At 62.3% G+C, this 21,754-nt stretch carries 23 protein-coding genes; 5 read left to right on the top strand and 18 right to left on the bottom strand.

All coding sequences use genetic code 11. The annotated features are described in order from the left end of the window. Nucleotides 1-118: 118 nt before the first annotated feature. Nucleotides 119-547: an Lrp/AsnC family transcriptional regulator gene (locus NKH03_RS17195; protein WP_352866558.1), complete on the top strand. Its 429-nt coding sequence runs from the start codon at nt 119-121 to the stop codon at nt 545-547. A 171-nt stretch (nt 548-718) separates the two neighbouring features. Here NKH03_RS17195 and NKH03_RS17205 read toward each other — a convergent pair whose 3' ends face one another. Continuing rightward, the gene (locus NKH03_RS17205; protein WP_352882530.1) at nt 719-1,216 is read right to left on the bottom strand and encodes a hypothetical protein; all 498 of its coding nucleotides are present in this window, start codon (nt 1,214-1,216) and stop codon (nt 719-721) included. A 219-nt stretch (nt 1,217-1,435) separates the two neighbouring features. On the opposite strand from NKH03_RS17205, the gene NKH03_RS17210 reads away from it, so the two are divergent. Beyond that, nucleotides 1,436-1,801, top strand: a complete 366-nt coding sequence (locus tag NKH03_RS17210; RefSeq protein ID WP_352969437.1) for a RidA family protein — start codon at nt 1,436-1,438, stop codon at nt 1,799-1,801. Nucleotides 1,802-1,832: 31 nt separating this feature from the next. Then, nucleotides 1,833-3,065: an amidohydrolase/deacetylase family metallohydrolase gene (locus tag NKH03_RS17215; protein ID WP_352969439.1), complete on the top strand. Its 1,233-nt coding sequence runs from the start codon at nt 1,833-1,835 to the stop codon at nt 3,063-3,065. A gap of 156 nt (nt 3,066-3,221) precedes the next feature. Here the strand turns inward: NKH03_RS17215 and NKH03_RS17220 are convergent, their stop codons facing one another. The 3 genes from NKH03_RS17220 to NKH03_RS17230 all read right to left on the bottom strand — a co-directional run bounded on the left by NKH03_RS17220 (nt 3,222) and on the right by NKH03_RS17230 (nt 7,477). After that, a complete protein-coding gene (locus NKH03_RS17220) occupies nt 3,222-5,012 on the bottom strand; it encodes a flavin-containing monooxygenase (RefSeq protein WP_352969441.1) in 1,791 nt (596 codons plus the stop codon). A gap of 129 nt (nt 5,013-5,141) precedes the next feature. Then, nucleotides 5,142-6,086 (bottom strand): MurR/RpiR family transcriptional regulator, encoded by a 945-nt coding sequence (locus tag NKH03_RS17225; protein ID WP_352969443.1) that lies wholly within the window; start codon nt 6,084-6,086, stop codon nt 5,142-5,144. Between the two features lie 146 nt (nt 6,087-6,232). After that, on the bottom strand, nt 6,233-7,477 hold the full coding sequence (locus tag NKH03_RS17230; protein ID WP_352969445.1) for a M24 family metallopeptidase: 1,245 nt from the start codon (nt 7,475-7,477) through the stop codon (nt 6,233-6,235). A 188-nt stretch (nt 7,478-7,665) separates the two neighbouring features. On the opposite strand from NKH03_RS17230, the gene NKH03_RS17235 reads away from it, so the two are divergent. Beyond that, nucleotides 7,666-7,941, top strand: coding sequence for a hypothetical protein (locus NKH03_RS17235; protein ID WP_352969447.1), 276 nt, complete (start codon nt 7,666-7,668; stop codon nt 7,939-7,941). A gap of 26 nt (nt 7,942-7,967) precedes the next feature. On the opposite strand, the gene NKH03_RS17240 is transcribed toward NKH03_RS17235, so the two are convergent. The 4 genes from NKH03_RS17240 to NKH03_RS17255 all read right to left on the bottom strand — a co-directional run bounded on the left by NKH03_RS17240 (nt 7,968) and on the right by NKH03_RS17255 (nt 12,323). Continuing rightward, on the bottom strand, nt 7,968-8,315 hold the full coding sequence (locus tag NKH03_RS17240; protein WP_352969449.1) for a hypothetical protein: 348 nt from the start codon (nt 8,313-8,315) through the stop codon (nt 7,968-7,970). Between the two features lie 42 nt (nt 8,316-8,357). Further along, nucleotides 8,358-8,891, bottom strand: a complete 534-nt coding sequence (locus tag NKH03_RS17245) for a hypothetical protein (RefSeq protein ID WP_352969450.1) — start codon at nt 8,889-8,891, stop codon at nt 8,358-8,360. 89 nt (nt 8,892-8,980) lie between these two features. Continuing rightward, a complete protein-coding gene (locus NKH03_RS17250; protein WP_352969452.1) occupies nt 8,981-10,312 on the bottom strand; it encodes a gluzincin family metallopeptidase in 1,332 nt (443 codons plus the stop codon). Nucleotides 10,313-10,448: 136 nt separating this feature from the next. Continuing rightward, nucleotides 10,449-12,323, bottom strand: coding sequence for an adenylate/guanylate cyclase domain-containing protein (locus tag NKH03_RS17255; protein ID WP_352866532.1), 1,875 nt, complete (start codon nt 12,321-12,323; stop codon nt 10,449-10,451). Between the two features lie 155 nt (nt 12,324-12,478). Between NKH03_RS17255 and NKH03_RS17260 the strand changes: the two genes are divergently transcribed. Next, a complete protein-coding gene (locus NKH03_RS17260) occupies nt 12,479-12,874 on the top strand; it encodes a SapC family protein (RefSeq protein WP_352969454.1) in 396 nt (131 codons plus the stop codon). On the opposite strand, the gene NKH03_RS17265 is transcribed toward NKH03_RS17260, so the two are convergent. The 10 genes from NKH03_RS17265 to NKH03_RS17310 all read right to left on the bottom strand — a co-directional run bounded on the left by NKH03_RS17265 (nt 12,871) and on the right by NKH03_RS17310 (nt 21,746). Further along, on the bottom strand, nt 12,871-13,434 hold the full coding sequence (locus NKH03_RS17265) for a type 1 glutamine amidotransferase domain-containing protein (RefSeq protein ID WP_352866526.1): 564 nt from the start codon (nt 13,432-13,434) through the stop codon (nt 12,871-12,873). The two genes, NKH03_RS17260 and NKH03_RS17265, sit on opposite strands and share 4 nt — an antisense overlap. Before the next feature lie 176 nt (nt 13,435-13,610). Continuing rightward, nucleotides 13,611-14,357, bottom strand: coding sequence for a glycosyltransferase family 25 protein (locus tag NKH03_RS17270; RefSeq protein ID WP_352969456.1), 747 nt, complete (start codon nt 14,355-14,357; stop codon nt 13,611-13,613). 129 nt (nt 14,358-14,486) lie between these two features. Beyond that, a complete protein-coding gene (locus tag NKH03_RS17275; RefSeq protein WP_352969458.1) occupies nt 14,487-15,296 on the bottom strand; it encodes a DUF2182 domain-containing protein in 810 nt (269 codons plus the stop codon). 60 nt (nt 15,297-15,356) lie between these two features. Next, complete coding sequence (locus NKH03_RS17280) at nt 15,357-15,995, bottom strand: DUF1326 domain-containing protein (RefSeq protein WP_352969460.1); 639 nt, start codon at nt 15,993-15,995, stop codon at nt 15,357-15,359. A 317-nt stretch (nt 15,996-16,312) separates the two neighbouring features. Further along, the gene (locus NKH03_RS17285) at nt 16,313-16,474 is read right to left on the bottom strand and encodes a hypothetical protein (protein ID WP_352866515.1); all 162 of its coding nucleotides are present in this window, start codon (nt 16,472-16,474) and stop codon (nt 16,313-16,315) included. Nucleotides 16,475-16,626: 152 nt separating this feature from the next. Beyond that, nucleotides 16,627-17,364, bottom strand: a complete 738-nt coding sequence (locus tag NKH03_RS17290) for an ABC transporter ATP-binding protein (RefSeq protein ID WP_352969462.1) — start codon at nt 17,362-17,364, stop codon at nt 16,627-16,629. Continuing rightward, entirely contained in the window at nt 17,361-18,212 is an 852-nt protein-coding gene (locus NKH03_RS17295) for an ABC transporter ATP-binding protein (RefSeq protein ID WP_352969463.1), read from the bottom strand. The genes NKH03_RS17290 and NKH03_RS17295 overlap by 4 nt, the downstream gene beginning before the upstream one ends. Then, nucleotides 18,199-19,101 carry an ABC transporter permease gene (locus NKH03_RS17300; protein WP_352882512.1) on the bottom strand — a complete coding sequence of 301 codons (903 nt, stop codon included), beginning with the start codon at nt 19,099-19,101 and terminating at the stop codon, nt 18,199-18,201. Before NKH03_RS17300 ends, NKH03_RS17295 begins: the two co-directional genes overlap by 14 nt. After that, on the bottom strand, nt 19,098-20,126 hold the full coding sequence (locus NKH03_RS17305) for an ABC transporter permease (protein ID WP_352882511.1): 1,029 nt from the start codon (nt 20,124-20,126) through the stop codon (nt 19,098-19,100). Before NKH03_RS17305 ends, NKH03_RS17300 begins: the two co-directional genes overlap by 4 nt. 18 nt (nt 20,127-20,144) lie before the next feature. Further along, the gene (locus tag NKH03_RS17310; protein WP_352969465.1) at nt 20,145-21,746 is read right to left on the bottom strand and encodes an ABC transporter substrate-binding protein; all 1,602 of its coding nucleotides are present in this window, start codon (nt 21,744-21,746) and stop codon (nt 20,145-20,147) included. Nucleotides 21,747-21,754 lie beyond the last annotated feature (8 nt).

Here is a 21,754-nt window from a genome sequence, read left to right on the forward strand (position 1 = left end):
AACCGCTGCACACTTTTGGGCGACATGCATGAGTTTTGCAGCTTGCCCGTCGAAAGGAAGCGTGGAATTGTTCGAAACGAAACTCTGATTACGCAATCCGCCGACGGAAATCGTTGAAATGCTCAGTGACGCCGAACAGGCCCTGCTTTCGCTGCTGCGCGAGAACGCGCGCGCCTCGACCGCCGAACTGGCGCGGCGGCTCGGCGTGTCACGGACGACCGTGCAGAGCCGGCTGGAGCGGCTGGAGCAACGCGGCATCATCATAGGCTATGGCGTGCGGCTGGCGCCGGACTATGAGCAGGGGCTGGTACGGGCGCATGTGCTGCTCACCGTGACACCCAAACTCGCCGACAAGGTAGTGCGCGGCCTGCGCGCGCTGGCACCAGTCAGGACCCTGCATTCAGTCAGCGGCAATTTCGACATGATCGTCATCGTCGACGCGCCGTCGATCCGCGATCTCGACCTGCTGCTCGACCAGATCGGCGCCATGGACGGGGTCGAGCGGACCCTGTCTTCGATCATCCTGTCGACGCGCATCGACCGCTGAGTGGCTGCCATCTCCCCCTTGCGGGGGAGATCGGCTCCTAACGCGCTCGCCCCGGCGCGTCACCGACAGTCTGATGGACGTGCCCGGTGGACAATGGCGCAGCGCGTTCTCGACCAGATTGGCGAACATTTGCGTCAACAATTCGCGGCCACCACCGGCGCGGGCTTGTTCCTAGGATGTCGCGGGTTCGCCCAGCGGATACGGCATGTAGCCGACAAAGCCAGCAATCTTCCATCTGCCGGCGACCTTGGTGCAGAAATACAGCGTCTGCCATTTCAGCCTGTCGACGCTGCCGTCCGCCTTGGCGACCGAGCCGTCGAACTTCTTGTGCAGCACGGCGCGGTCGCCGTCGACATCGATGTCGCGCATGTTGGTGACGCGAAACAGCGCCTCGCGCAGCGGTTCGGCGAATTTCGTGGCCGCCGTCTCCTTGGCCTGGCGCAGCCACTCGTCGCGGTAGATGTCCAGCCTCGGAAACTGCAGCCGCCATGAATCGGCGTTGCTAAGGAAATGCGCGTGCATGCCGAAGAAGCTGTCAGCGACGAAATCACCCTCGACCATGGGCCAGTCTTGGCCGATGAAGGCGTCGATGTCGCGCCGAACCAGCATTTCCCAGAGCGCGTGGCGGTCGGCATCGCCTGATGGAAACGGGTTCTTGTCGTAAGTCATTCCTGCTGTCTCCGGTCCGGCAAATGCGTCTGGGCGTTGCGGCCGCAAGGCGGGCCCCCAGCGCGCACGATGCAAGCGCTTCTGTAATAAAGCAACATGGATTTGGAAGAATGTTGCTTTCCAACAAGGCCTCTATGAGGATCGCCCCGATCGGGGTAAATGTCGATCGAAGCGGGCGCCGCCACGGCATCCCGCCCTGCCATCAGAGGAGGCCCTCCCTTGCCCAAGCAATGTTTTGGAACGTCGCATGTACCGTTGTCGCCGGCCGTGCGGGCCGGTGATCTCGTCTATGTCTCGGGCCAGGTTCCCGTCGGCAGCGACGGCATCGTGGTCAAGGGCGGCATAACGGAACAGACCGAGCAGGTGCTCGCCAATATCAAGGCCGCACTGGCGCTCGCGGGCTGCACCCTGGACGATGTGGTCAAGACCACGGTCTGGCTGGAAGACGCGCGCGATTTCGGCGCCTTCAACGCCGTCTATGCGAGGCACTTTCCGAAGAACCCGCCGGCCCGCAGCACGGTCGAATCGCGGCTGATGATCGACATCAAGATCGAGGTCGAGGCAGTCGCGTACCGGCCTCTCTGAGAAGCAAAACAACGAACCGGAGGTGACCTCAATGCAATTCGACCTCCTGCTGAAGGGTGGACGGCTTATCGATCCGGCGGCCGGCATCGACGCGCCGCGCGATGTCGCCATTGCCAATGGCCGGGTCGCCGCGATCGATACCGATATCCCGGTGACCAACGCTGCGCGGGTCGTCGATGCCGCAGGCTGCATCGTCACATCGGGCCTCGTCGACCTGCACAGCCACGTCTACTGGGGCGGCACCTCGCTCGGCGTCGATGCCGATAGGTTGGCCGCCAAGAGCGGCACCACCACCTTCATCGATGCGGGCAGTGCGGGCGCCGGCAATTTCCTCGGCTTCCGCCGCCACGTCATGGAGCGCTCGAAGGTTCGCATCCTGGCCTATGTCAACATTTCCTTCGCCGGCATTTTCGGCTTCTCGCGGACGGTTTCGGTCGGCGAATGCAGCGATCTCAGGCTCTGCGAACCGCGCGAGGTTGTGGCCGCGGTGCGCGAGCACCGCGACGTCGTGGTCGGCGTAAAAGTTCGCTCCGGCAAGCACGCCGGCGGCACCAGCGGCATCGCTCCGGTCGACCTGGCGCTGGAGGCCGCCGACCAGGCCGGCCTGCCGCTGATGGCGCATATCGACGAGCCGCCGCCCGGGCGCTCGGAAGTGCTGCCGCGCCTGCGCAAGGGCGATATCCTCACCCACTGCTTCCGGCCGTTTCCCAATGCGCCGGTGTTCGCCTCCGGCGCGGTGCGGCCGGACATGCGGCTGGCGCGCGAGCGCGGCGTCATCTTCGATATCGGCCACGGCATGGGTTCCTTCGATTTCGCCGTTGCCCGGGCCATGCTCGAGGAAGGGCTGGCGCCCGACGTGATCAGCAGCGACGTGCATCTCTACTGCGTCGACGGGCCGGCCTTCGACATCCTGGTCTGCATGTCGAAGCTGCTGGCGCTCGGCATGCCGCTGGTCGAGGTCTTGCGCGCCGCGACACAAGCGCCGGCACGGGCGATCGCAAGGCCCGATCTGGGCACGCTGGCGGTCGGCACCGTCGGCGACGTCGCGGTGCTGCGGCAACGGCCGGGCCGCTTCACCTTCGTCGACGCGGCCGGCGCGTCTTTGGTCGCCGATCAGCGGCTGGTCTGCGAGGGCATCGCCATCGGCGGCACCTGGTGGCCGAACGAGACGGTCAACGATGTCAGCGAGACCGAGCGTTTCGGGGCGCATGCGTCGCATACGCATGTCGAGGTTGCGGCGAGGCATTTCGGGGCGTCGGCATGATTAGCTGATCTCCCCCCTTGAGGGGGAGATGTCGCCGAAGGCGACAGAGGGGGTCGCCGCGCATGGAGCGCCAACCTCCTCTTGTTGCAAGGAGGTCGCATCCAGTCGAACCGACCCCCTCTGGCCTGCCGGCCATCTCCCCCTCGAGGGGGGAGATTACCGCCTCGAATTGCTCACCGCCCCATAAACCGGCGTCGCTATTCCCTCCATCCGTGCCTTGATCTGCAGCGCCACGAATTTCGAGTAGAAGCGCGACAGCGCGAGGTTGCCGCCGTGGAACCACAGCGCTTCCTGCGCGGTCGGTTTCCACATGTTGCGCAGCTCGCCTTGCCATGGGCCGGGGTCGCCCTTCACGCCCGAGCCGAGGCCCCAGCAGGGGCCTACCTTGTCGGCGACCTCGCGAGAGACGATCGCCGCCACCGTCTCGTTCATCGACTGATAGCCGGTGCAGGCGATGATTGCGTCCGCGGCGAGTTCGGAGCCGTCCTCGAACAGGATGCCGCTCGGCGTCAGCGATCTGATGGCGACGCCGCCGCGGAGGCCGATCTCGCCGTCGATGATCAGGTCGGAGGCGCCGACATCGATGTAGTAGCCGGAGCCGGTGCGGTAGGCCTTCATCAAAAGGCCGGTCTCGTCGTCGCCGAAATCGATGGCGAAGCCGGCGGCGCGCAGGCGGTCGTAGAAGGCCGCGTCGCGCGCCTTGATCACCTCGTAGAGCGCTCGCTGGCCCTTGGGCACCAGCGCGAACGGCGTCGAGGCGACGATCATGTCGGCCTTCTCGGTGGTGATGCCGCGCGCCAATGCCTTCTCCGAGAAGATCTCGAAACCGACCTCCATCAGCGTGTCCGACTTGACCACGGTGGTCGGCGAACGCTGGATCATGGTCACCTCGGCGCCGCTTTCCCAGAGGTCGACGCAGACATCGTGACCGGAGCTTGCCGCGCCGATGACGGCGACGCGTCTGCCGCGGAATTTCTCGCCGCTGGCATATTGGCTGGAGTGCAGCAACTCGCCCTTGAACTGGTCGGCGCCCGGCAGATCGATCCGCCGTGGCGGGCCATAGGCGCCGGTGGCGAAGACGATGTGCTTCGGCTTCAGCGTGATGTGCCGGCCGACGCGGTCGACCACCACGGTCCAGACTTTCTCGGCCTCGTCATAGGAGGCGCTGAGGCACTTGGTGGCGACCCAATAGTTGAGCTCCATGACGCGCGTGTACATTTCCAGCCAGTCGCCCATCTTGTCCTTGGGCGTGAACACCGGCCAGTTCTCCGGGAAGGGAATGTAGGGCAGATGGTCGTACCAGACCGGGTCGTGCAGAACGAGCGTGCGGTAGCGGTTGCGCCAGGAATCGCCGGGTCGTGCATTCTTCTCGATGACGATGGTGGGCACGCCGAGCTGGCGCAGCCGCGCGCCCAGCATGATGCCGCCCTGGCCGCCGCCGATGACCAGGCAGTAGGGCTGTTCGTCAGTGCCAAGCTCGCGCGTCTCGCGCGCCCGCGCTTCCGACCAGGTCTCGCGCCTGGGATCGGCCTTGTGGCGCACGCCCAGCGGCCGTTCCGCCCCCTTGCGCTCCTCGAACCCTTTGAGGTCGGTCATCGCCGTGAACAGCGTCCGGCAGCGTCCGTCGCGCAGCCGCATGACGCCCTCTCCCGAAGCGACAGCGGTTTCGAAGCTGAACCAGGCCTCGACGGTGCTCTCGTCCGAGGTCGCCTCGCCGGTAAGCTGCCAGGCCGTCGGCCTGGTCGTCGCCAGCGTTGACTTGAGCATGGCGGCGATCGCCTCGCGGTCTTCCATGGTGGTGATGTTCCAGGTGAAGGTCAGGAGATCGCGCCAGTAGCAGTCATCGACAAACAGGTTGCTCGCCGCCGCGGCGTCGCCAGCTTCGAGCGCGCGCGCCAGGGATTCGAGCCATGCGGCGGCCTGTTTCGTCGGTGCTATTTCGAGCATTTCTTTCCTCTTGCTGCGTGCGTCCAATCGGTGTTGGAACGGTAACTGTCGGACCCGGCGCTGCCCCTCATCCGTCTTGGCGCTGCGCGCCAATCCACCTTCTCCCCGTGAACGGGGAGAAGGAAAGAACTAATCCCCGAGCGGTTCCATTTCCTTGCCGGTGCGGTGGATCTGGGCGTTGTACTTGATGCGGCGGACGGTCTCGCGGGCCGAGCCGTCGAGCTTGTAGGCGGAGGCCACCGCCAAAAGGTCGATCGCCGCCAGGAAGGCGAAGCGCGACGCCGTCGGCTTCAGCGTGTCGGGATATTCTGATACCGCCACCGTCAGCCTGACGTCGCAGGCGCGCGCGAGCTCGGTGTCGGGCGCGGTCACGGCGATCGCATTGGCGCGGTAATGCTTGGCGAGCTCGACGGCCTCGATCACTTCGCGGGTGCGTCCCGTCGCCGAAATGGCGATCACCAGGTCGCCAGGCTTGAGCGTCGAGGCGGTCATGCGCATCAGATAGGGGTCACACTGGGCGCTGATCGATATACCATAGCGGAACAGCCGGTACTGGGTTTCCTGCGCCAGCGCCGAGGAGCTGCCGCCGAGGCCGAAGACCGTGACCTGGCGCGCCTTGGCGATCAGCTCGGCCGCCTTCTGCAACTGCGCCGGATCGAGCTGCCGCTCGGCCTCCTGGAGCGCCCGGCGCGCCTCGCCGAACACGGCGTTCCAGAACGGCATGCCATTGTCGTTGCTGACGGAAGGTGACTTGGCCAGATAGAGCGCACCGACGACGAGGCTCTGCGCCAGCTTCAGCTTGAAGTCGCGCACGCCCTCGCAGCCTATGGCGCGGCAGAACCGGGTCACCGTCGGTTCGCTGACCCCGGCGCGCTGGGCAAGGGCGGGGTTTGAGGCGTCGACGGCGTATTTGACATCGTCGAGCACGACATCGGCGACACGGCGCTCGGCCGGCCGCAATTCCCCGTAGGAATCCTTGATCAGCGAGATGATGTCGGGGATGCGGCGTACAGGCTCGCGCCCCGCCATATCGTGGCCTGAATCAGGCTCGTCCTGGCTGCCAGCTTCGGTCATGAGGTTCCGGTCTTTCCCTGAGTTGCGAGGCTGATGTCTTAGCATGTTCGCACGCTGTGGCTCCACGTGGGCCATTCTGGATGACGACCACGACGCAATATGACACCCAGAAGCAGGCCGACCGCAAAGCGTTCCAAAGGCCCTCGCTATCCAATCCTCTCCAGCCGCCTCGGCAGTCGGTTCATGGCAACTGGCCCGCCCGGCGTGATCAGGAACTGGTCCTCGAGATTGAAGCTGGCGAGGCCGTCGATGTATAGCGGGATCTCGAAAGCCAGCACCATGCCGGCTTCGATCACGACATCGCTGTCGGCCGCGATGAACGGCCATTGTTCGGAAAACACCGACTGGCCGACGCCATGGCCGAAATGGCCGCGGCGGTAGGAGCGCAGCCCCTGCCGCGCCAGACTGCCGGTGGCCACCTGATGCACATGGGCGAGGGTGTTGCCGGGAACAAGGGATGCCAGTCCGTCCTCGAAGGCCTGTTCGGCGATGGCATGCAGCTCGGCCTGCTCGGCGGATGGCGGCCCGAAGGTGAAGTTGCGCGACATATCGGAGGCGTAGCCGCCGACCGTGCAGACCATGTCGCACTTCAGCGGATCGCCGGGCATGGCTTTCGCATCGGCGCCTTTGGCCCTGGCGCCCAGCGTCACATATTCTGCCATGGCGACCGGATGGGACAGGCCGGATGCCGCCGTGGCGACGCCTTGCCGGTAGAGGGCAATGAGATCGGCCTGGCGCATGCCTGCCATGGCATCCACCTGCAGCCGGTCCAGGCCGGCTTCCGATAGGATGATGCCTTGCTGGAGAAAGTCGATCTCGCGTTGCGACTTGATGGCCCGCAACCGATCGAGGACGGCCGAGCCATCGACCATGATGCAGGCCGGCAGCAATGCCTGCATGGACGAGAAATCGGCGGCGGCGACAAAATCGAGATCGACGCCGATCGTTGCGCGCTCGAGACCGAAGCCGGCAAGGATCTGCTTCAGCTCGCCGACGGAATTGGTCAGGTCGAATGTTGCCGGTCGTGAAAAACCAGGCGCCCGGCCGGACCCTCCAAGGCCGGCCTCTATGCGTTGCGCCAGCCCTTGCCCTGACATCGATGCGTCAAGCGTGGCCGATTCGATCCAGATCGGATGGCTGCGGACGACAGCGTCCGGCAGGACCCGTTGCAGCTGCGCCGCATTGAAATCCGCCACCACCACGCCGATCGGCAGGTCGTGGCCAGCGGGAATGACGACGAAGCCGGCGCCGGCGCGCCGGAACAGCCCCGCCGGGCCGATCGAGGCGCCGGTCGCATAGTGGAAGGCCTCGGGCGCGCATAGCACCAGCGCCTCGATGCCGGCGCGGTCCATCAGTTGCGCCGCGCGCTGGCGGTCGACAAAGCCTGCCATCAATCTTCTCCGGACGTCCAAAGTGGTAACGGAGCATTCCGGGTATGGACAATCAAGCGAGTTCCTCGCTTGTATTGATGCGCCGCATGCCTTGAAGACTGGCGAAGACGCTTTTCACTTCGTCATGTATGGACGGCCCTCTTAGAGCAAGAGGCAATTGGCAGATACGGCGCAAGTCTGGAGCGGTCATGTATTCGGCCTTTGATGCGGTCGATTCTGTTGACCGCTGGTGTCCGCCGCTGACGCTCGAAGGCGGCGAGGTGCTCAACCTCACCGATTTCCAGGTCATCGACGAGCCGGCCTTCAACAAGCTCAGCGACGAGGCTCGACCTGCGCAAATCAGGCGCGCTCGGCCTGCTCTACTGCCACCTCGCCTCGACCAACAGCTGGACCTCGCTGGTGCATCAGGCATCGCTGCGGGCGGCGGGGCAGCCGGCGGGCCGATTTCTCGCTGGCCCGCATGAGGCTGGCCGTGACAAAGCGCAAGTGATTAGCTTGAGGACACAGTGATAGTTCCGTCCTCAGGGCCACTTACGATGGTTTGCTCGAAGTAATTATTCGTGATCTGGACGTAGTATTCCCCAGTTGAAGCGTCAGATTCTGCCTTAACCTTAAAGTTGATTGTTGACGTATCCTCGATGGTCACATCGTCGTCGACTACCGATAGATTTGCGGCGATGTCTAAAGTCTCGGTATAAATGAAGTCAATTACTAAGTATTGTGTGTCGTTAAACCAACCGCGATCTGGAGCCACCGTCACACTGACCGTAACCGGCTCTCCGGCCCTTACAGCGTTCCCTTCAGGTGTATCGACACGCACTATATCTACTTTTGCCATGATCCATCTCCCTTTGGCATTCTCAATCAACGATCGGAAACGCTAGTCGAGATCGCCGCGCCCGTTGCGGTTCATGGCGCCACCGGACCGTCCCATCGCACCGCCAGACCTGCCCATGGCGCCGCCGGATCGCCCCATCGCACCACCGGATCTGCCCATTGCTCCACCCGACCGACCAAACGAACGCGGGTCCAACTCGGCACCCAACAGGACATCCTCGAGCGTTCCGGTGTCGAGTTCCAGCCGCATTGTCAGGTCACTCTTGTCGTACACCCAGACAAGCATTCCGCGCGCGAACGAGCCTATCTGCGATGACAGTCCGGTATAGGCAGGGTCGCTTGGACCGCGGCTCATGACCTTGAGATCGGTGTCCGCCGGGGCCGGATAATCAACGGCAGTGCCAGGCCCATGGACAAGAAGTATGGTCGGTCGGGCGAGTTCGTAGAACTGCGCCTCGAAGGTGAACGCATAGATCCTTGCCAGCAGGCTACCGGAGGCGTCGATCTGGTTCTGCAGGAATCTGTTGTTGCCAGGCCTTGGGGGCCGTCCCCCGTCGATCCTCTTCTTGAGTTTCAAATCTTCAAGAACCCTACCGAACAAATGTATGGCCGAGGTATTTAGAATGGTTTCAGTTATCATGGATCACCCCATCTCCTGCATGTCGATCAAAGATCGGCGCCCCTTCTGGACATCCAATATTTCTCGAAATAGCTCATGTCCGGCAGACGCGCCTGGTCCAGGGGAAGAGCGATTCGACCCTCATGAAAATGGCTCTTTCGGGTTGGCTTCGTCAGGCGGGGCCCGGCACGGTAGCGAAAAACCCCTCTTCGGTCGAAATCCCGGAAGATGATCCTTGATAGTTCTCCTCCGGTCACACTGTCGTCGACCGCGAGCATCGTTCTCGCCACGTCACCATAGTCCAGGAAATCCGGGGCGAGAGCCCACAGCGTCTCGGCGAGATAGGTACCCACGATATCCCGCGCGTCGAGCAGCGCGTCGACGAAACCTTCCGGATTGCGAGCGAAATCGCGGTCAAAGACTTCCTGGACCGGCAGCTCGGCTGCTGGGTCGATCTCGGCGAGGTCGGCAAGATTTTCGGCCCCCGGCGAGATCAGTCCTCGAGCCACCAGGCTCTCGTGAAAGACATCGACCAGAATGTCGAAGACGGCACCCGTGAGAGGTTGCGACAGTGCATGCTCGTCGGTCCAGCCGTCCGCGAAATCGGCCATCGTCAGTTTGTTGCTGGCCTCGCGTATCTGGCGGTGCGGCGAAAATTCCGAGAAGCGAGAGAGTTGGTTGGCGATGTAGAGATTCCCGCGCGTCACCGTCAGGACATTTTCGATCACGGAGGGAAAATGCATGGCCGCGATCAACGAAACGCAGTCGGAAAAGGCCTCCTGAAAGCCCAGATATTCGGGGAGCTCGGCTCCCGGGTCCGGTATGCCGAGGACGCCGTAGACGAACGCATGGCCAACCTCGTGCGCGATAATATCGAAGTCGAGGCTGAAGGGGAGCGCGCGTCCGTCTTTCACGAATTGGCCGCCGAGCTCGAGGAAGCCATAGCCGTATTGGGCGTTATCCCAACCCGGCAGGATCGAGATTTCCAGACGGTCGTAGTGATCGCGGAAGTGCCAGATGAGCGGTTGGCCGATGTAACGCTCCCAAACGTCGAGCGTGAAGCGCACGCAACCGAACGCGTGCGCTGCTTCGAAGCCGGGCGTCGAGGGCTGATAGTGATCGAAATTGCCTTCCTCGTCGGGAACTGCCGGGTCGAGGATCGCTCGCGTCCAGGGCGGCAGGGAGATGAAGGGCGTGCCCAACGGGCCGTGGTCGACGCCATAGGGCCGCGTCTTGTCGACCGGCTCGACGACATACATACGATCGTCGGACGGGCCGGGTCCGAGGCTGCCTCGCGGGGAAGAAACCGTAATGATTTCAGGGCTTGACGCAGGGTCTTCGAACGGAGGCTGAACGAACAGCCTGAACCGGGTACCCATTCCCCACCTCTCGGTTACATTAGTAACGTAACATAATGCCTGTGGGATGGCGAGAGCGTTGGTTTGTCAGGTAATCTTCCTGAAGGCCGGTTCTTGATTATCGGCAATAAAATTGCCTCAAGAACAATGCGTATCGCTATCGCAGGAGCTGGAGCAACTTCTGGTAGCGAGGATGACTGCGAACAGAGGCGAAATCGGAATCGTTCTTGAACCAGAGTCTCATCTCGGCGCCAGCCTGCGGCAACCACGCTTCCAAGAGGTCGATCGAGCGTTCGAACTCCCCCAGCAACGCATAGGTACAAGCGGCGTTGTACTGGACGTTGATATCGCTAGGGTCGATCGCCAGAGACCGGTCAAGCCACTTCGCCGCCCTATCGCGTTCACCAAGGAAGGCCAGTACGATAGCCCCAAGGCAGGCACAATTGGCGTTCTCCGGATGCAGACGGAGTTCCTCTTCAGCTCTCTCCAATGCGATCCGCGCATAAAGCTCGGCGTCGTTCTGCTGGCCGAGAGTGCGGAAGACGTTCACCAGCATGACCGGTGCGCCGTAGTCGGTCGGTTTGATCTCCATCGCGCGCATGAAGTACGTCGCGGCGAGCTCGAACTGGCCGCCGGTTACGCAGAACTCGGCATAGTAGCGGTTGGCCTCGTGGCAATTCGGGTCGAGCGCGAGAGCCTGTTCGAACGCCGCCGCGGCCTCGGAACGGCGGTCGGCGAGGGACAGGGCGAAGCCCCTGGCTGAATGCGCCTCGGCCAAATTCGGGTCCAGCGCCAGGGCCTTGTCGGCGGTCGCGAGAATGTCGTCCACCTGGATCGGCGAGCCGTAGCTCGACTGAAGGCGTACGTCGCAGACCGCCAAGCCTGCATATGCGCGGGCATATCCCGGATCAAGCTCGATGGCCCTGATATAACTTTGTCTGGCCATCAGGTGGTTCGCCCTGGTCGCGATGTGACTGTAATCGCGCCCTCGAAGATAATGCGTATAGGCTTCCACATTGTCCGTCGGCGCCTGCTCAATAGCCTTCTTCTCCTCGGGCAGGAGCCTGACCCTGAGCTGCGCCACGACCGCCTTGGCGATTTCGTCCTGCACGGCGAAGATGTCGGTGAGGTCGCGGTCATAGCGGGCAGCCCAGACGTGTCCGTCCGTGGCCCCCTCGATCAGCTCGGCATTGATCCTGACCCGGTTTCCCGCCTTGCGGACGCTACCCTCGACAATGTAGCCGACGCCAAGCTCCCTGGCGATGCGTTCCATCTTGTCGGTCCTGCCCTTGAAGGCGAAGACCGTATTGCGGCTGAGTACGAACAGGCCGGAGACGTTCGAGAGGTCGGTTATGATATCTTCAGTGATGCCGTCGCTGAAATACTGCTGGTCGGGATCATTGCTCAGATTGGCGAAGGGTAGGATCGCCACCGACGGCTTGTCGGACCGCACCAGCGTCTGGACGCTCCTGGCCGCAATATGCGTCTCGACATGCGGGACGCCCTGCCAGTTGGCGAAATAGACGTGCACCGGCTGAGCAATGTTCTTGACGGTCCTGGCGCCCTGATCGGCGAAGTCGACGCCCAGCTTGTTGCCGACCTCATGGCGCACCGCCTCCGAGCAGGCGATGCCGCCGGGTATCGCGAGGCCCTGCAGCCGCACCGCAAGATTGACGCCATCGCCATGGAAATCATCACCGTCGACGATGATGTCGCCAAGGTTGATGCCCATGCGAAACTTGAAATGCCGGTCCTCGGGGATGCCGGCATTCCGCTCGGACATGCCGCGTTGGATCTCGACCGCGCAGCGAGCCGCACTGATTACGCTGCCGAACTCCACCAGGAAGCCGTCACCCATCACCTTAAAGATGCGCCCACCGTGCTTGGTGACGGTCGGATCGAAGAACTCCCGCCGATGCTGCCGAAGGAGATTGAGCGTGTGCTCTTCGTCGACCTCCATAAGACGGCTATAGCCGACCACATCCGCGGCCAGGATCGCCGCCAGCCGACGCTCAACATGCTCGTCAGACATGTCGTCTCCTGAAATTACAAAATGGTTCTGCCTGATTTAGTTCTATCTGATTTAGCTGCTCTGCGCCAACGCCGCTGGAATGGTCGCTCGCGCCGGTCCCATACGGTTGCCAAACCAGGTGGCGCAGCACCAGTCGCAACCTAAGCGATCCGGCCGTGCGGTCGACGTCGTTCACGGGAATAGGAATCGGCACCGAGGCGACCAGGCAGGCACTCGCCTTCCGCAATCGGTTCCAGATCGACTTCAGCGCCACCCGCGCGATGATCGAAAGGATCGACGTGCGCGGCCTGTTTTCGCCGCGCCAGAGCAAGGTGACGCTGGAAGGCGGCGAAGAGCTCAACCTCATCGATTTCCAAGTGATCGACGAGCCGGCCTTCAACAAGCTCAGCGACGAGGCGTTTCTCGACCTGCGCAAATCAGGCGCGTTCGGCCTGCTCTACTGCCACCTCGCCTCGACCAGCAGCTGGCCTCGCTGGTGCATCAGGCATCGCTGCGGAAAGCGGACGGTACGAAGAGCGCCTGAAAGCGAAAGTCGCGCAAGGACCGGCTAAGCCGCAGCCCGCCTGTCGTGCCGCCCTTCCCTGATTTCCTCGGCGAGCTTGTCGCAGAACGCGTCGAGATCGCCTGGGTTGCGGCTGGTGACAAGTCCCTGGTCGGTGACCACCGCGCTGTCTTCCCAGACACCACCGGCATTGATCACGTCGGTCTTGATCGATTTGTAGGATGTGACCCGGCGGCCCTTCACAATTCCGGTCTCGACGAGAAGCCAGGGCGCATGGCAGATCGCGCCCACAACCTTGTTGGCCGACCAGAACGATTTGATGAAGTTGAGGACTTTCGGCTCGATCCGCAGCAGATCGGGGTTGATAACGCCGCCGGGCAGCACGATCGCGTCGTAGTCATCCGCCCGCGTCTCAGCCAAAATCCTATCGACGGGAACCTCGCGGCCCCAATCCTTGTGGTCCCAGCCTTTGATCTTGCCGCTTGCGAGCGACACGACATCGACTTCAGCGCCTGACTCGCGCAATTTCTTGAGCGGCACCTCAAGTTCGGACTGCTCGAAACCGTTTGTCGCAAGGATAGCGACGCGCTTGCCGGAAATGTCCTGCATTGGTTTTCTCCATCGTTGGGTTGATGGAGGGCTAACGAGGCCCAGCGGGAAGCGTTCCCCGCTGTAACCTTATGTGACATCTGGAGGATGGATCAGGGGATTTCGGGCAAGTACCCCCACCAGCCGGGTCAGCGTTGTCGACCCAAAGCCGGGTTCGGCCGCGGTCGCAGCGATCGCTACATATGGCCAACCAGCTGTCGGCGATATTTCTTATACCGCCATTCCATGCGCTTATACCAAAGCGGCCTTTGACTGTCGGGATTTATCGACGTCAAGAAGGCCCCGTTGTGCGTGCCCTGCTCAACAAAGGGTCTCTCGAACCAAAGCACCTCCACCCCGAGCGCCGCATCCGCACGGTCGATCTCATGGCCGATCGGCGCGGACATCTTGCGTGCATCAAACCAGGCGCACCTCTCGGCTGCCACGGAGCGGGTAATGATATAGGAATCGGTGGATCTGCCGTGAGGGGCTGGATAGAGATGCTGTCCGCGCTTCAACTTGAACGCCGAAATGTAATAGGTGCCGGCATTGCCGATATAGATGGCGGCTTTGCGGTTTGGATCGCCGAGTTCCGCCAGAGCCGCGTTGAATTTTGTATTGAAATTGGCGGCCAGGAAGACGTCGTCCTCAAGCACCAGACAATAGGGCTTATCGGTCTTCAGGAAATCACGCCAGATCCCGATGTGTTTTAAGGAGCAGGACAGTTCCGCCAGTTTGAGAGCGCCTGGCACGGTAAGCCTTTCGACCTCTTCATCGGTAATATCTGCAACATCCCAGTGAAGATACCAGGTGGCCGGGATACCATGGCGGCCGATCTGCCTTGCAATATGCTGTTCGCGGTCCTCATAGCCCTGCTTGACGTGGCAAACACGCACATAGACCTGGTCGGCAGGAAACGTCGGCATTTGCCGTGTATAGCCCATCGGCTTTTTGCAAGTCTACGCCCCTTGAACGGTCACGGGACACAGCTTCCTATTAGGGGCCATGCTGAAGCTCTTTGATTTAGTGGCGGATTCAAATTTCAGGTCGAATCGACCTGAAGCCATCCGGCTCTAGCCGCTTGTCCAAGGCATCTCGATCGCCCCGAGCGATACGACGACCCCGAGGGCAATTAGCGCAATGCCCAAAGCAATTTCGAAGCGTCGCCCACGCCGCATCAGCTTCTCGACGAAGACGATCAGTGTCAAAAGCAGCATCCAGGCGAGGCTCATGACGCCCGCCGCGACCAGCACGGCGAACAGCGCCCAGCAGCAACCGAAGCAATACAGCCCGTGGCGCAGCCCCATCCCGAGCGCGCCAACCCGCCCGTCGCGCCAGTGCTGGGCAACGAAGGCGAGCGGCGAACGGCAATGGCTGAGGCAAATGTGCTTGAGGGCCGTGAATTGGTAGAGTCCGGCGACGCCAAGCGTGACACCGAGCGCGAGCGGCGCCCATTTCGAACGTCGAGGCGGATCGAGGCTCGTCGCAAACTCGCTGCCGAACTGGACCAGGACATATACGAGAAGGCCCGCCGCCGCCCAGACGAGCATGTAGCCCGCGACGAAAATCCAGGTTGGAACGGCCACCCGCCGTCCGCGCCTGGCCTGCGCCGCCGCGAACATAAAGATCATGGGCGCCGCGGCCGGCAGCATCATAGCGGCCATCATCACAGTCCATACGGCGAGAAAGGCGGCGACGCCGGCGAGTGACCAGCCGTCGGCCGCAATTCCGGCCATCGCCATGCCGGCCATGCCTTCCATTCCCTCCATCCCGCCGCGCACCGCAATGCCCATGGGCATATCCATGCTGAATGTCTGGTAGAGGGTGAGCGCCCATGCCGCCGCTGTCAGCACGATGAGCGATGCGAGAAGGCCGAGCGGCATGCCACGCAAATTCCCGAGCCGCCACGTTTTCCCGGGGAATGCGTTGGGCATCGGCACGCCCTAGTTCGGGCCGGTCCAGTCGAATGGAATGTGCTTGCTCGAGCGGGCCGTGCCCGTCCAGTCCAGCCCGAAGCCCTTGGTGCTCACCTCGACAGAACGCCCCCAGGTGGCAACCTGGCCCGGGCCGACCTCCGAGCCCGGCGGGTTGATTGTCTGCACCCGCTTGCCGGGCGGTGTTGTAGGACCGGAAAGCGCTTCCGCGCGGCCGACGACGAGGCCGGGAATTTCGACTCGCCAGGTGGCGAGGTCGCCCGCCACCTCGAACGTGATTGGCACAAACTCCATGCCACGCATCTCGCCGATATTGGCGGCAAAGCCCGCCGGCCAGCCGCCGGCGTGGCCGCCGAAGATCGCCTGCAGGGCTTCGCGCTGCGACTCGTTCGCCTTCTCGTCGAGGTACATGCCCATCACGGCCTTTGCCTCGCCGGCCCATAGATTGCCTTCGAACTCGCCGAGCGCCACCAGAGTCAGGCCGTCGAGCTTCACGTCGCCATACTGACCCTCGCGCACATGCCAGGCGAGCACGCCCTGGCAGTGATTGCCGGTTGGCCGCTGGGCGAACTCGCACGGGCAAGGGATGTCGCAACTGCAGATGTCGAACCAATCGCCCGCGAGGCGCCATTGAGGCACTGCGTCCATGGCTCTTTCCTCCCGAAATTCGAGGGTATTTATACGCCGAAGGCCAGGCGCACGCCAGCAGTTCGTGCGTCACTCCGTGACTTCCAGCTCAACCCGGAAGTCCGGTCTTGCGATGGCACGTGCGTCCACCCTTGCGACACGCCAGGCGTGAAGACGCTGTTCCAGACCGACACCGGCGTGGCGAAATGTAGCCGCTCAGCGGAAGCGCAGCCCGGGCCTCTCAGCTGGCGCGGCCCTCAGGTCGATTTGATGCCTGGAATTGGGGAAAATCCACGCTGCATCCGGCGGCACGAAACGATAGAGGCTCTAAGAAGTCCTCATGCTTGCCGTCGGATACGCTGGTCCTCGGCGATTGGCGGCTGTGTGGCACTAGATGTGGCGTTCACCATCGGTGTCTTGCTCAGCGCCAACCCGGCATGTATCGCCGTGGCGAGCGCGACGGGGTCGCCCTTGCCGAAGACATGCATGTAAAGCGTCATCGAATCATCAGTTCAGGCTCCGCTGCTGCGGCTGACCGTGCGGTTCTCACAGCGGCAGTTGCTTGAAGGAGCGTGCTCTGACGGACAGAAGCTACGGCCAATTCGACAGTTAGCCCCGTCAACAAATCCGCCCATGTTTAGGCCCCGACCGATCACAGAAAATTGGCTTCGAACAACTCTTGCGAATAGGCGGCATGGGTTGTTCCCGCACGCAGATCCGCTTTCGTCATCTCATCGAGAAAAACCCCATTTTGCATCACCAGAACACGGTCGCACATATGGGCGATGACCGACAGATCATGGCTGACGAGGACAAAGGTCAGGCCGCGTTCGTCGCGCTGGTCGTCGAGCAGGTTGAGAATTTCCGCCTGGATCGAAACATCGAGCGCGGAGGTTGGCTCATCGAGAAGGAGAATGGGTGGCGACAGGATCAGCGCGCGGGCGATGGCGACGCGCTGTCGTTGACCACCGGATAGTTCGTGCGGGAAACGATTGGCGAAATCCTCCGGCAATCCGACCTGCTTCAGGGCTTGCGGCACCTTCGACCAGCCGTCGCCAAGCCCCATGGAGCGGATCGGTTCAGCCAAGGCCGTGCCGATCCGATGGCGCGGATGAAGCGATCCGTAGGGATCCTGAAATACCATCTGCGATAGCTTCAATTCGTCGCGCGAGCGCAGCTTTCCGATCGGCTTTCCATTGAACTCGACCGAGCCCGTCCAGCCCTGCTCGATGCCTGCCAGCGAGCGCAGCACGGTGGATTTGCCGCAACCGGATTCGCCGACGATACCGAGGGTCTCGCCCTTGGCAACCGAGAAGCTGACGCCGCGGACGGCATGGTTGCGCGCCTTGCCGGTACCATAGACTACGTCCAGTTTGTCGACCTTGATCATTCCGTTGCTTCCGGTGTCGTTTCAAGCGTGCGCCGGTCGAGGACCTGCAGGCGCCGGACAGGGTTTCGCGGATCGGGCAAGGCGGCGATCAAGCCGCGTGTATAGGCATGTTCGGCCTCGTCCAGTCTGGTCAGCGTCTCGACCACGCGGCCGGCATACATCACCAGAATGCGTTCGCAGAAGGCGGCGACCATGCGGATATCGTGGCTGATCAGGATCAGGCCCGAATTGTTTTCGCGAACCAATTCGTCCAGCAGGATCAGCACGTCCTTTCGCACGCTGACATCGAGGGCCGATGTGGGTTCGTCGGCGATGACCAGCTTTGGCTTGGCCAGAAGCATCATGGCGGTCATTACGCGCTGACCCATGCCGCCAGAGATCTGGTGTGGATACAGTTTCATGACGCGATCCGCGTCGTTGATCCGGACGCGCTGCAGCATGGCGCGGGCCGCATCGAGCGCCTGCTTCTTGCTGGACCCGAGATGCAATCGTGCTGCTTCGGCAACCTGCCTGCCGATGTTGAGAACCGGGTTCAGAGAATAGCGCGGATCTTGCATGATCAGTGCCATGTCCTTGCCGCGTAAAGCGCCCATCTGCCGTTCGGTCTTTTCCAGCAGCGGACTTCCGTCCAGATCCAGGCGCTCGGCCGAGATGTGGGCGCTGGGCGCAAGCAGCCGCATGATGGCGCGCCCGGTGGTGGATTTCCCGGAGCCGGACTCGCCGACGATGCCGATCCGCTCGCGGCCGAGATCGAAGCTGACGTTCGAAACGGCGGCAATGGAATTCTTGCCAAAGCGCACATTCAGGTCACATACCGACAGGATGGTAGATGGATTACGATCGGGCATGGCGGGGATCCAGAAGGTCGCGCAGCGTGTCGCCGACGATGTTGAAGGCAAGGCTCGTCAGGAGAATGGCAATGCCGGGCATGACCGCGACCCACCAGTAGTCAAGCATGAACTTGCGCCCGCTCGAAATCATCGCGCCCCATTCGGGCGACGGAGGCTGGGCACCGAGACCGAGGAAGCCGAGGGAAGCGGCCGTTAGAATGATACCGGCCATGTTCAATGTCAGGCGCACGATGACGGACGGAATGCACATAGGCGCGATGTAGAGAAGCAGAATGCGTACAGGCGAGGCGCCGTAAAGCCGCGCGGCGGCAACATAGTCCGCATTGCGCACGACAAGCGACTCAGCTCGAGCCAGACGGGCGATCGGCGGCCAGGCGGTGAGTGAGATCGCGATTATGGCGGTGTTGAGACCGGCGCCGAGAGCGGCGGCGAAAGCCAGGGCCAGGATCAGCGACGGGAAGGACAGCACGATATCGGTTGCCCGCATCAAGATCGCATCGGTACGCCCGCCGAAGAACCCGGCGACAACGCCGATGATCAGGCCGACGGGGCCGACGATGACAGAGACGGACAGCACGGTCTGGATGGTGATGCGCGTACCCCAGACCAGCCGGCTGACGATGTCACGGCCGAACTCGTCGGTCCCTGCAAGATGAGCAAGGCTCGGCGGCTTCAGCGCATCGCTGAGCATCTGGACATTCGGGCCGTAGGGCGAGATCAACGGCGCGAAAACCGCAACGACGACCAGCATAGCCAGAATGAGGAACCCGGCCATTCCGAGCGGTTCTTCGGCAAGCTTGCGGATCGTGCGGCCCGCCGATGCCTGCAGACGAGCGAGAATGCCCGGCGGCTTGACGATGGCGTCATTGTGAAGAACCTGACTCATCGGGTGGCCTCCCGAGTGCGCGGATCAAGAATCGCGGAGGCGATGTCCGCGATGAAATTCAAAAGCATGAAGACGAGTCCGACGACGATCGTGGCGGCAAGGATCGCGTTCATGTCGCCTATCATCAGCGCATTGGTCATGTACTGGCCGATCCCGGGCCAGGAGAAGACGATCTCCGTGACTACAGCGCCCTCCAGCAGGTTGCCGTAGGAAATGGCGAGAACCGTGATCAGTTGAACGGCTATGTTCGGCAGGACGTGGCTGACGACCGTGCGCGCCGGGCCGACGCCCTTCGCACGCGCGGCAATCACATAGTCCTGTCCGAGCTGTTCCAGCGTGAAGCTGCGGGTCATGCGTGTGATGTAGGCCATCGCCGCATAGGCAAGAATGATGGCCGGCAGGATGATGTGCGACAGCGCGTTCCAGAAGATTTCCGTCTCGCCTTCGAGCAGGCTGTCGACCAGCAACAGGCCCGTGGCTGGTGTGACGATCCCCTCATAGTAGACATCCACCCTGCCCGGTCCGCCGACCCAGTTCAGCGTGGCGTAGAAGACCACAAGACCGACGATGCCGAACCAGAAGACAGGAATGGAGTGACCGACGAGCGATACCACGCGGGCGATCTTGTCGATGAAAGTATCACGGAAAAGCGCAGCGGCGAGCCCGAGGGGCACGCCGACAAACGTCGAGATCAGCACAGCGAGGGTGGCGAGCTCCAAGGTGGCCGGAAAGGCCCGGGACAGATCCTGCGAGACCGGATTGCCGGTAAGGATCGCCGTTCCGAAATCGCCGTGAAGCAGGTTATTCAGGTAGATGAAGAACTGCTGATACAGCGGCAGGTCGAGGCCGAGGCGGGTCCGCATCGCCTCGTAGGCGGCAGGATCGGCAAGTTCGCCGACAATGGCGCCCACCGGGTCGGCGGGGAGAACCCGGCCGATCACGAAGGTGACGCACAACAGGATGAACAGGCTGAGCAACAGGTGAAGAAGACGCCGTCCCAGCTCGCTTGCGGATAGTTCCTTCATGATCGGATGCCTGGCAGGTTATTCGGATGCTGCCTTGGTCACGCCTTCAAGGCGCGTCGCCTGGCTTGGGTGACCGACATAACCCTTCACACGGGTGCTGAGAACGATCGGTTCGAACCGCTCGAACAGGGGCAACACGGCCGGTTTCTGATCGACGAACATCTTTTGCATCTCGACATAGAGTTCACCGCGCTTTTTCGGGTCCCGCTCCATCGATGCCTTGGCCGTCAAATCCGTCAGCTCGGGAATGTCCCAGGCCGAGCGCCAGACGAAGTTGCCGGCATTGTTGGCCTCCAGGGAATTGTCCGGATTGCTGGAAAACTGTTCCATCGATCCGAGCACGTTCGGCATGTAGGCGCCGGTCTGCGGGATGAGCAGATCGAAATCGCGGGCCCGGTGGGCGGCGATGATCTCCGCGCCGTTGCCCTGCTGGATATTCACGGTGATGCCGATTTGCCCAAGTGTCGCCTGGATCGCGGTCGCCAGATCGATGCGCGGCGTCTGGGCGATGGTCTTCAGATTGAGGGAGAAGCCGTCCTTGTAGCCGGCCTCTGCCAGCAGCCCCTTTGCCTTGTCGACATTCAGCTGCCAGTCAGGGCTGGGAATGGCATACTCGAAGGTCTCAGGAACCGGAACGGTCCTGACCTTGCCATAAGGCCCCATGATCGCCGTTTCCATCCCCTTGTAATCAATGCCGTAGGCAATGGCTTCGCGAACCTTTGGATTGGACAGGTATTTGTTGCCCGCATTCATCGACAGGACGTAAAAGCCGCCGGTAGGGATGCGCTGGATTTCAAAACCCTTCTTGTCCTTGAATGTGGCAATATCCGGCGCGGTCAGCGCATTAGCGAGATCGACGTCGCCACGATCGAGCATGAGGCGCTCGACCTGGCTTTCCGGCACATGGCGCATGATGACCCGGCGCATCTTCGGCGCACCGGTCGCGTAATCAGGGTTCGCCTCGAGGATGACCAGTTCGTTCGGCGTCCAGCGGCTGAGCGTGAACGGCCCCGACCCGGCCGATTTGGTGCGCAGCCAGCCATTGCCGAAATCGTTGTCGACGACATGGCCCTGCACTTCGACACTGTCGACGACGCTGGCAACCACCATCGCAAGACGGAAAAGCAGCAGATCGGCGGTAACCTTGCCGGATAGATCGATGCGGACCGTCTTGTCGTCCTCCGCGCGGACCAGTTTTTCGATGTTGTCCCCAGTGTAGCCGATACGCTTGAAATTTGCCGCTGCCGCCTGATCCAGCTTCAACAGACGCGTGAGGGAATAGACCACATCGTTTGCCGTGACAGGATTGCCGGAGGCGAATTTCGCGTCGCGCAGCTTGAAGGTGACGCCCTTGTCGTCGACCGCCCAGCTTTCGGCAAGCTGAGGCACGAGCCTGTCCGCGCCGCTCGGGTCCGTGGCAACGAGCCGGTCATACAGATTGGCCATGATTTCGACGGCCTTGGCCTCAGTCGCCTGCTGCGGATCCAGCGACAAGACTTGCGCAAGCGATGTTGCAATAACCAATTGGTTTTCGGGAGTTTCCGCGCGGGCGGCAGGCGAGCCAAGTGCCAGAACGCCCATCGCAACGCCGATGAAAAGCCCTTTGCAAAAATGCTTCATATAATCTC

Origin of the sequence: Mesorhizobium sp. M1406 (genome assembly GCF_040317555.1) — a bacterium.
In the GTDB taxonomy this organism is placed as follows: Bacteria; Pseudomonadota; Alphaproteobacteria; order Rhizobiales; family Rhizobiaceae; genus Mesorhizobium.

What these genes read in the sequence shown, in the direction of transcription:
- NKH03_RS17270 (WP_352969456.1), bottom strand. Translation starts at nt 14,357, where the DNA reads ATGGGCTATACACGGCAAATGCCGACGTTTCCTGCCGACCAGGTCTAT.
- NKH03_RS17280 (WP_352969460.1), bottom strand. Translation starts at nt 15,995, where the DNA reads ATGGACGCAGTGCCTCAATGGCGCCTCGCGGGCGATTGGTTCGACATC.
- NKH03_RS17215 (WP_352969439.1), top strand. Translation starts at nt 1,833, where the DNA reads ATGCAATTCGACCTCCTGCTGAAGGGTGGACGGCTTATCGATCCGGCG.
- NKH03_RS17205 (WP_352882530.1), bottom strand. Translation starts at nt 1,216, where the DNA reads ATGACTTACGACAAGAACCCGTTTCCATCAGGCGATGCCGACCGCCAC.
- NKH03_RS17220 (WP_352969441.1), bottom strand. Translation starts at nt 5,012, where the DNA reads ATGCTCGAAATAGCACCGACGAAACAGGCCGCCGCATGGCTCGAATCC.
- NKH03_RS17300 (WP_352882512.1), bottom strand. Translation starts at nt 19,101, where the DNA reads ATGAGTCAGGTTCTTCACAATGACGCCATCGTCAAGCCGCCGGGCATT.
- NKH03_RS17195 (WP_352866558.1), top strand. Translation starts at nt 119, where the DNA reads ATGCTCAGTGACGCCGAACAGGCCCTGCTTTCGCTGCTGCGCGAGAAC.
- NKH03_RS17285 (WP_352866515.1), bottom strand. Translation starts at nt 16,474, where the DNA reads ATGACGCTTTACATGCATGTCTTCGGCAAGGGCGACCCCGTCGCGCTC.
- NKH03_RS17240 (WP_352969449.1), bottom strand. Translation starts at nt 8,315, where the DNA reads ATGGCAAAAGTAGATATAGTGCGTGTCGATACACCTGAAGGGAACGCT.
- NKH03_RS17265 (WP_352866526.1), bottom strand. Translation starts at nt 13,434, where the DNA reads ATGCAGGACATTTCCGGCAAGCGCGTCGCTATCCTTGCGACAAACGGT.
- NKH03_RS17295 (WP_352969463.1), bottom strand. Translation starts at nt 18,212, where the DNA reads ATGCCCGATCGTAATCCATCTACCATCCTGTCGGTATGTGACCTGAAT.
- NKH03_RS17310 (WP_352969465.1), bottom strand. Translation starts at nt 21,746, where the DNA reads ATGAAGCATTTTTGCAAAGGGCTTTTCATCGGCGTTGCGATGGGCGTT.
- NKH03_RS17255 (WP_352866532.1), bottom strand. Translation starts at nt 12,323, where the DNA reads ATGTCTGACGAGCATGTTGAGCGTCGGCTGGCGGCGATCCTGGCCGCG.
- NKH03_RS17225 (WP_352969443.1), bottom strand. Translation starts at nt 6,086, where the DNA reads ATGACCGAAGCTGGCAGCCAGGACGAGCCTGATTCAGGCCACGATATG.
- NKH03_RS17235 (WP_352969447.1), top strand. Translation starts at nt 7,666, where the DNA reads ATGTATTCGGCCTTTGATGCGGTCGATTCTGTTGACCGCTGGTGTCCG.
- NKH03_RS17305 (WP_352882511.1), bottom strand. Translation starts at nt 20,126, where the DNA reads ATGAAGGAACTATCCGCAAGCGAGCTGGGACGGCGTCTTCTTCACCTG.
- NKH03_RS17250 (WP_352969452.1), bottom strand. Translation starts at nt 10,312, where the DNA reads ATGGGTACCCGGTTCAGGCTGTTCGTTCAGCCTCCGTTCGAAGACCCT.
- NKH03_RS17230 (WP_352969445.1), bottom strand. Translation starts at nt 7,477, where the DNA reads ATGGCAGGCTTTGTCGACCGCCAGCGCGCGGCGCAACTGATGGACCGC.
- NKH03_RS17290 (WP_352969462.1), bottom strand. Translation starts at nt 17,364, where the DNA reads ATGATCAAGGTCGACAAACTGGACGTAGTCTATGGTACCGGCAAGGCG.
- NKH03_RS17275 (WP_352969458.1), bottom strand. Translation starts at nt 15,296, where the DNA reads ATGCCGCTCGGCCTTCTCGCATCGCTCATCGTGCTGACAGCGGCGGCA.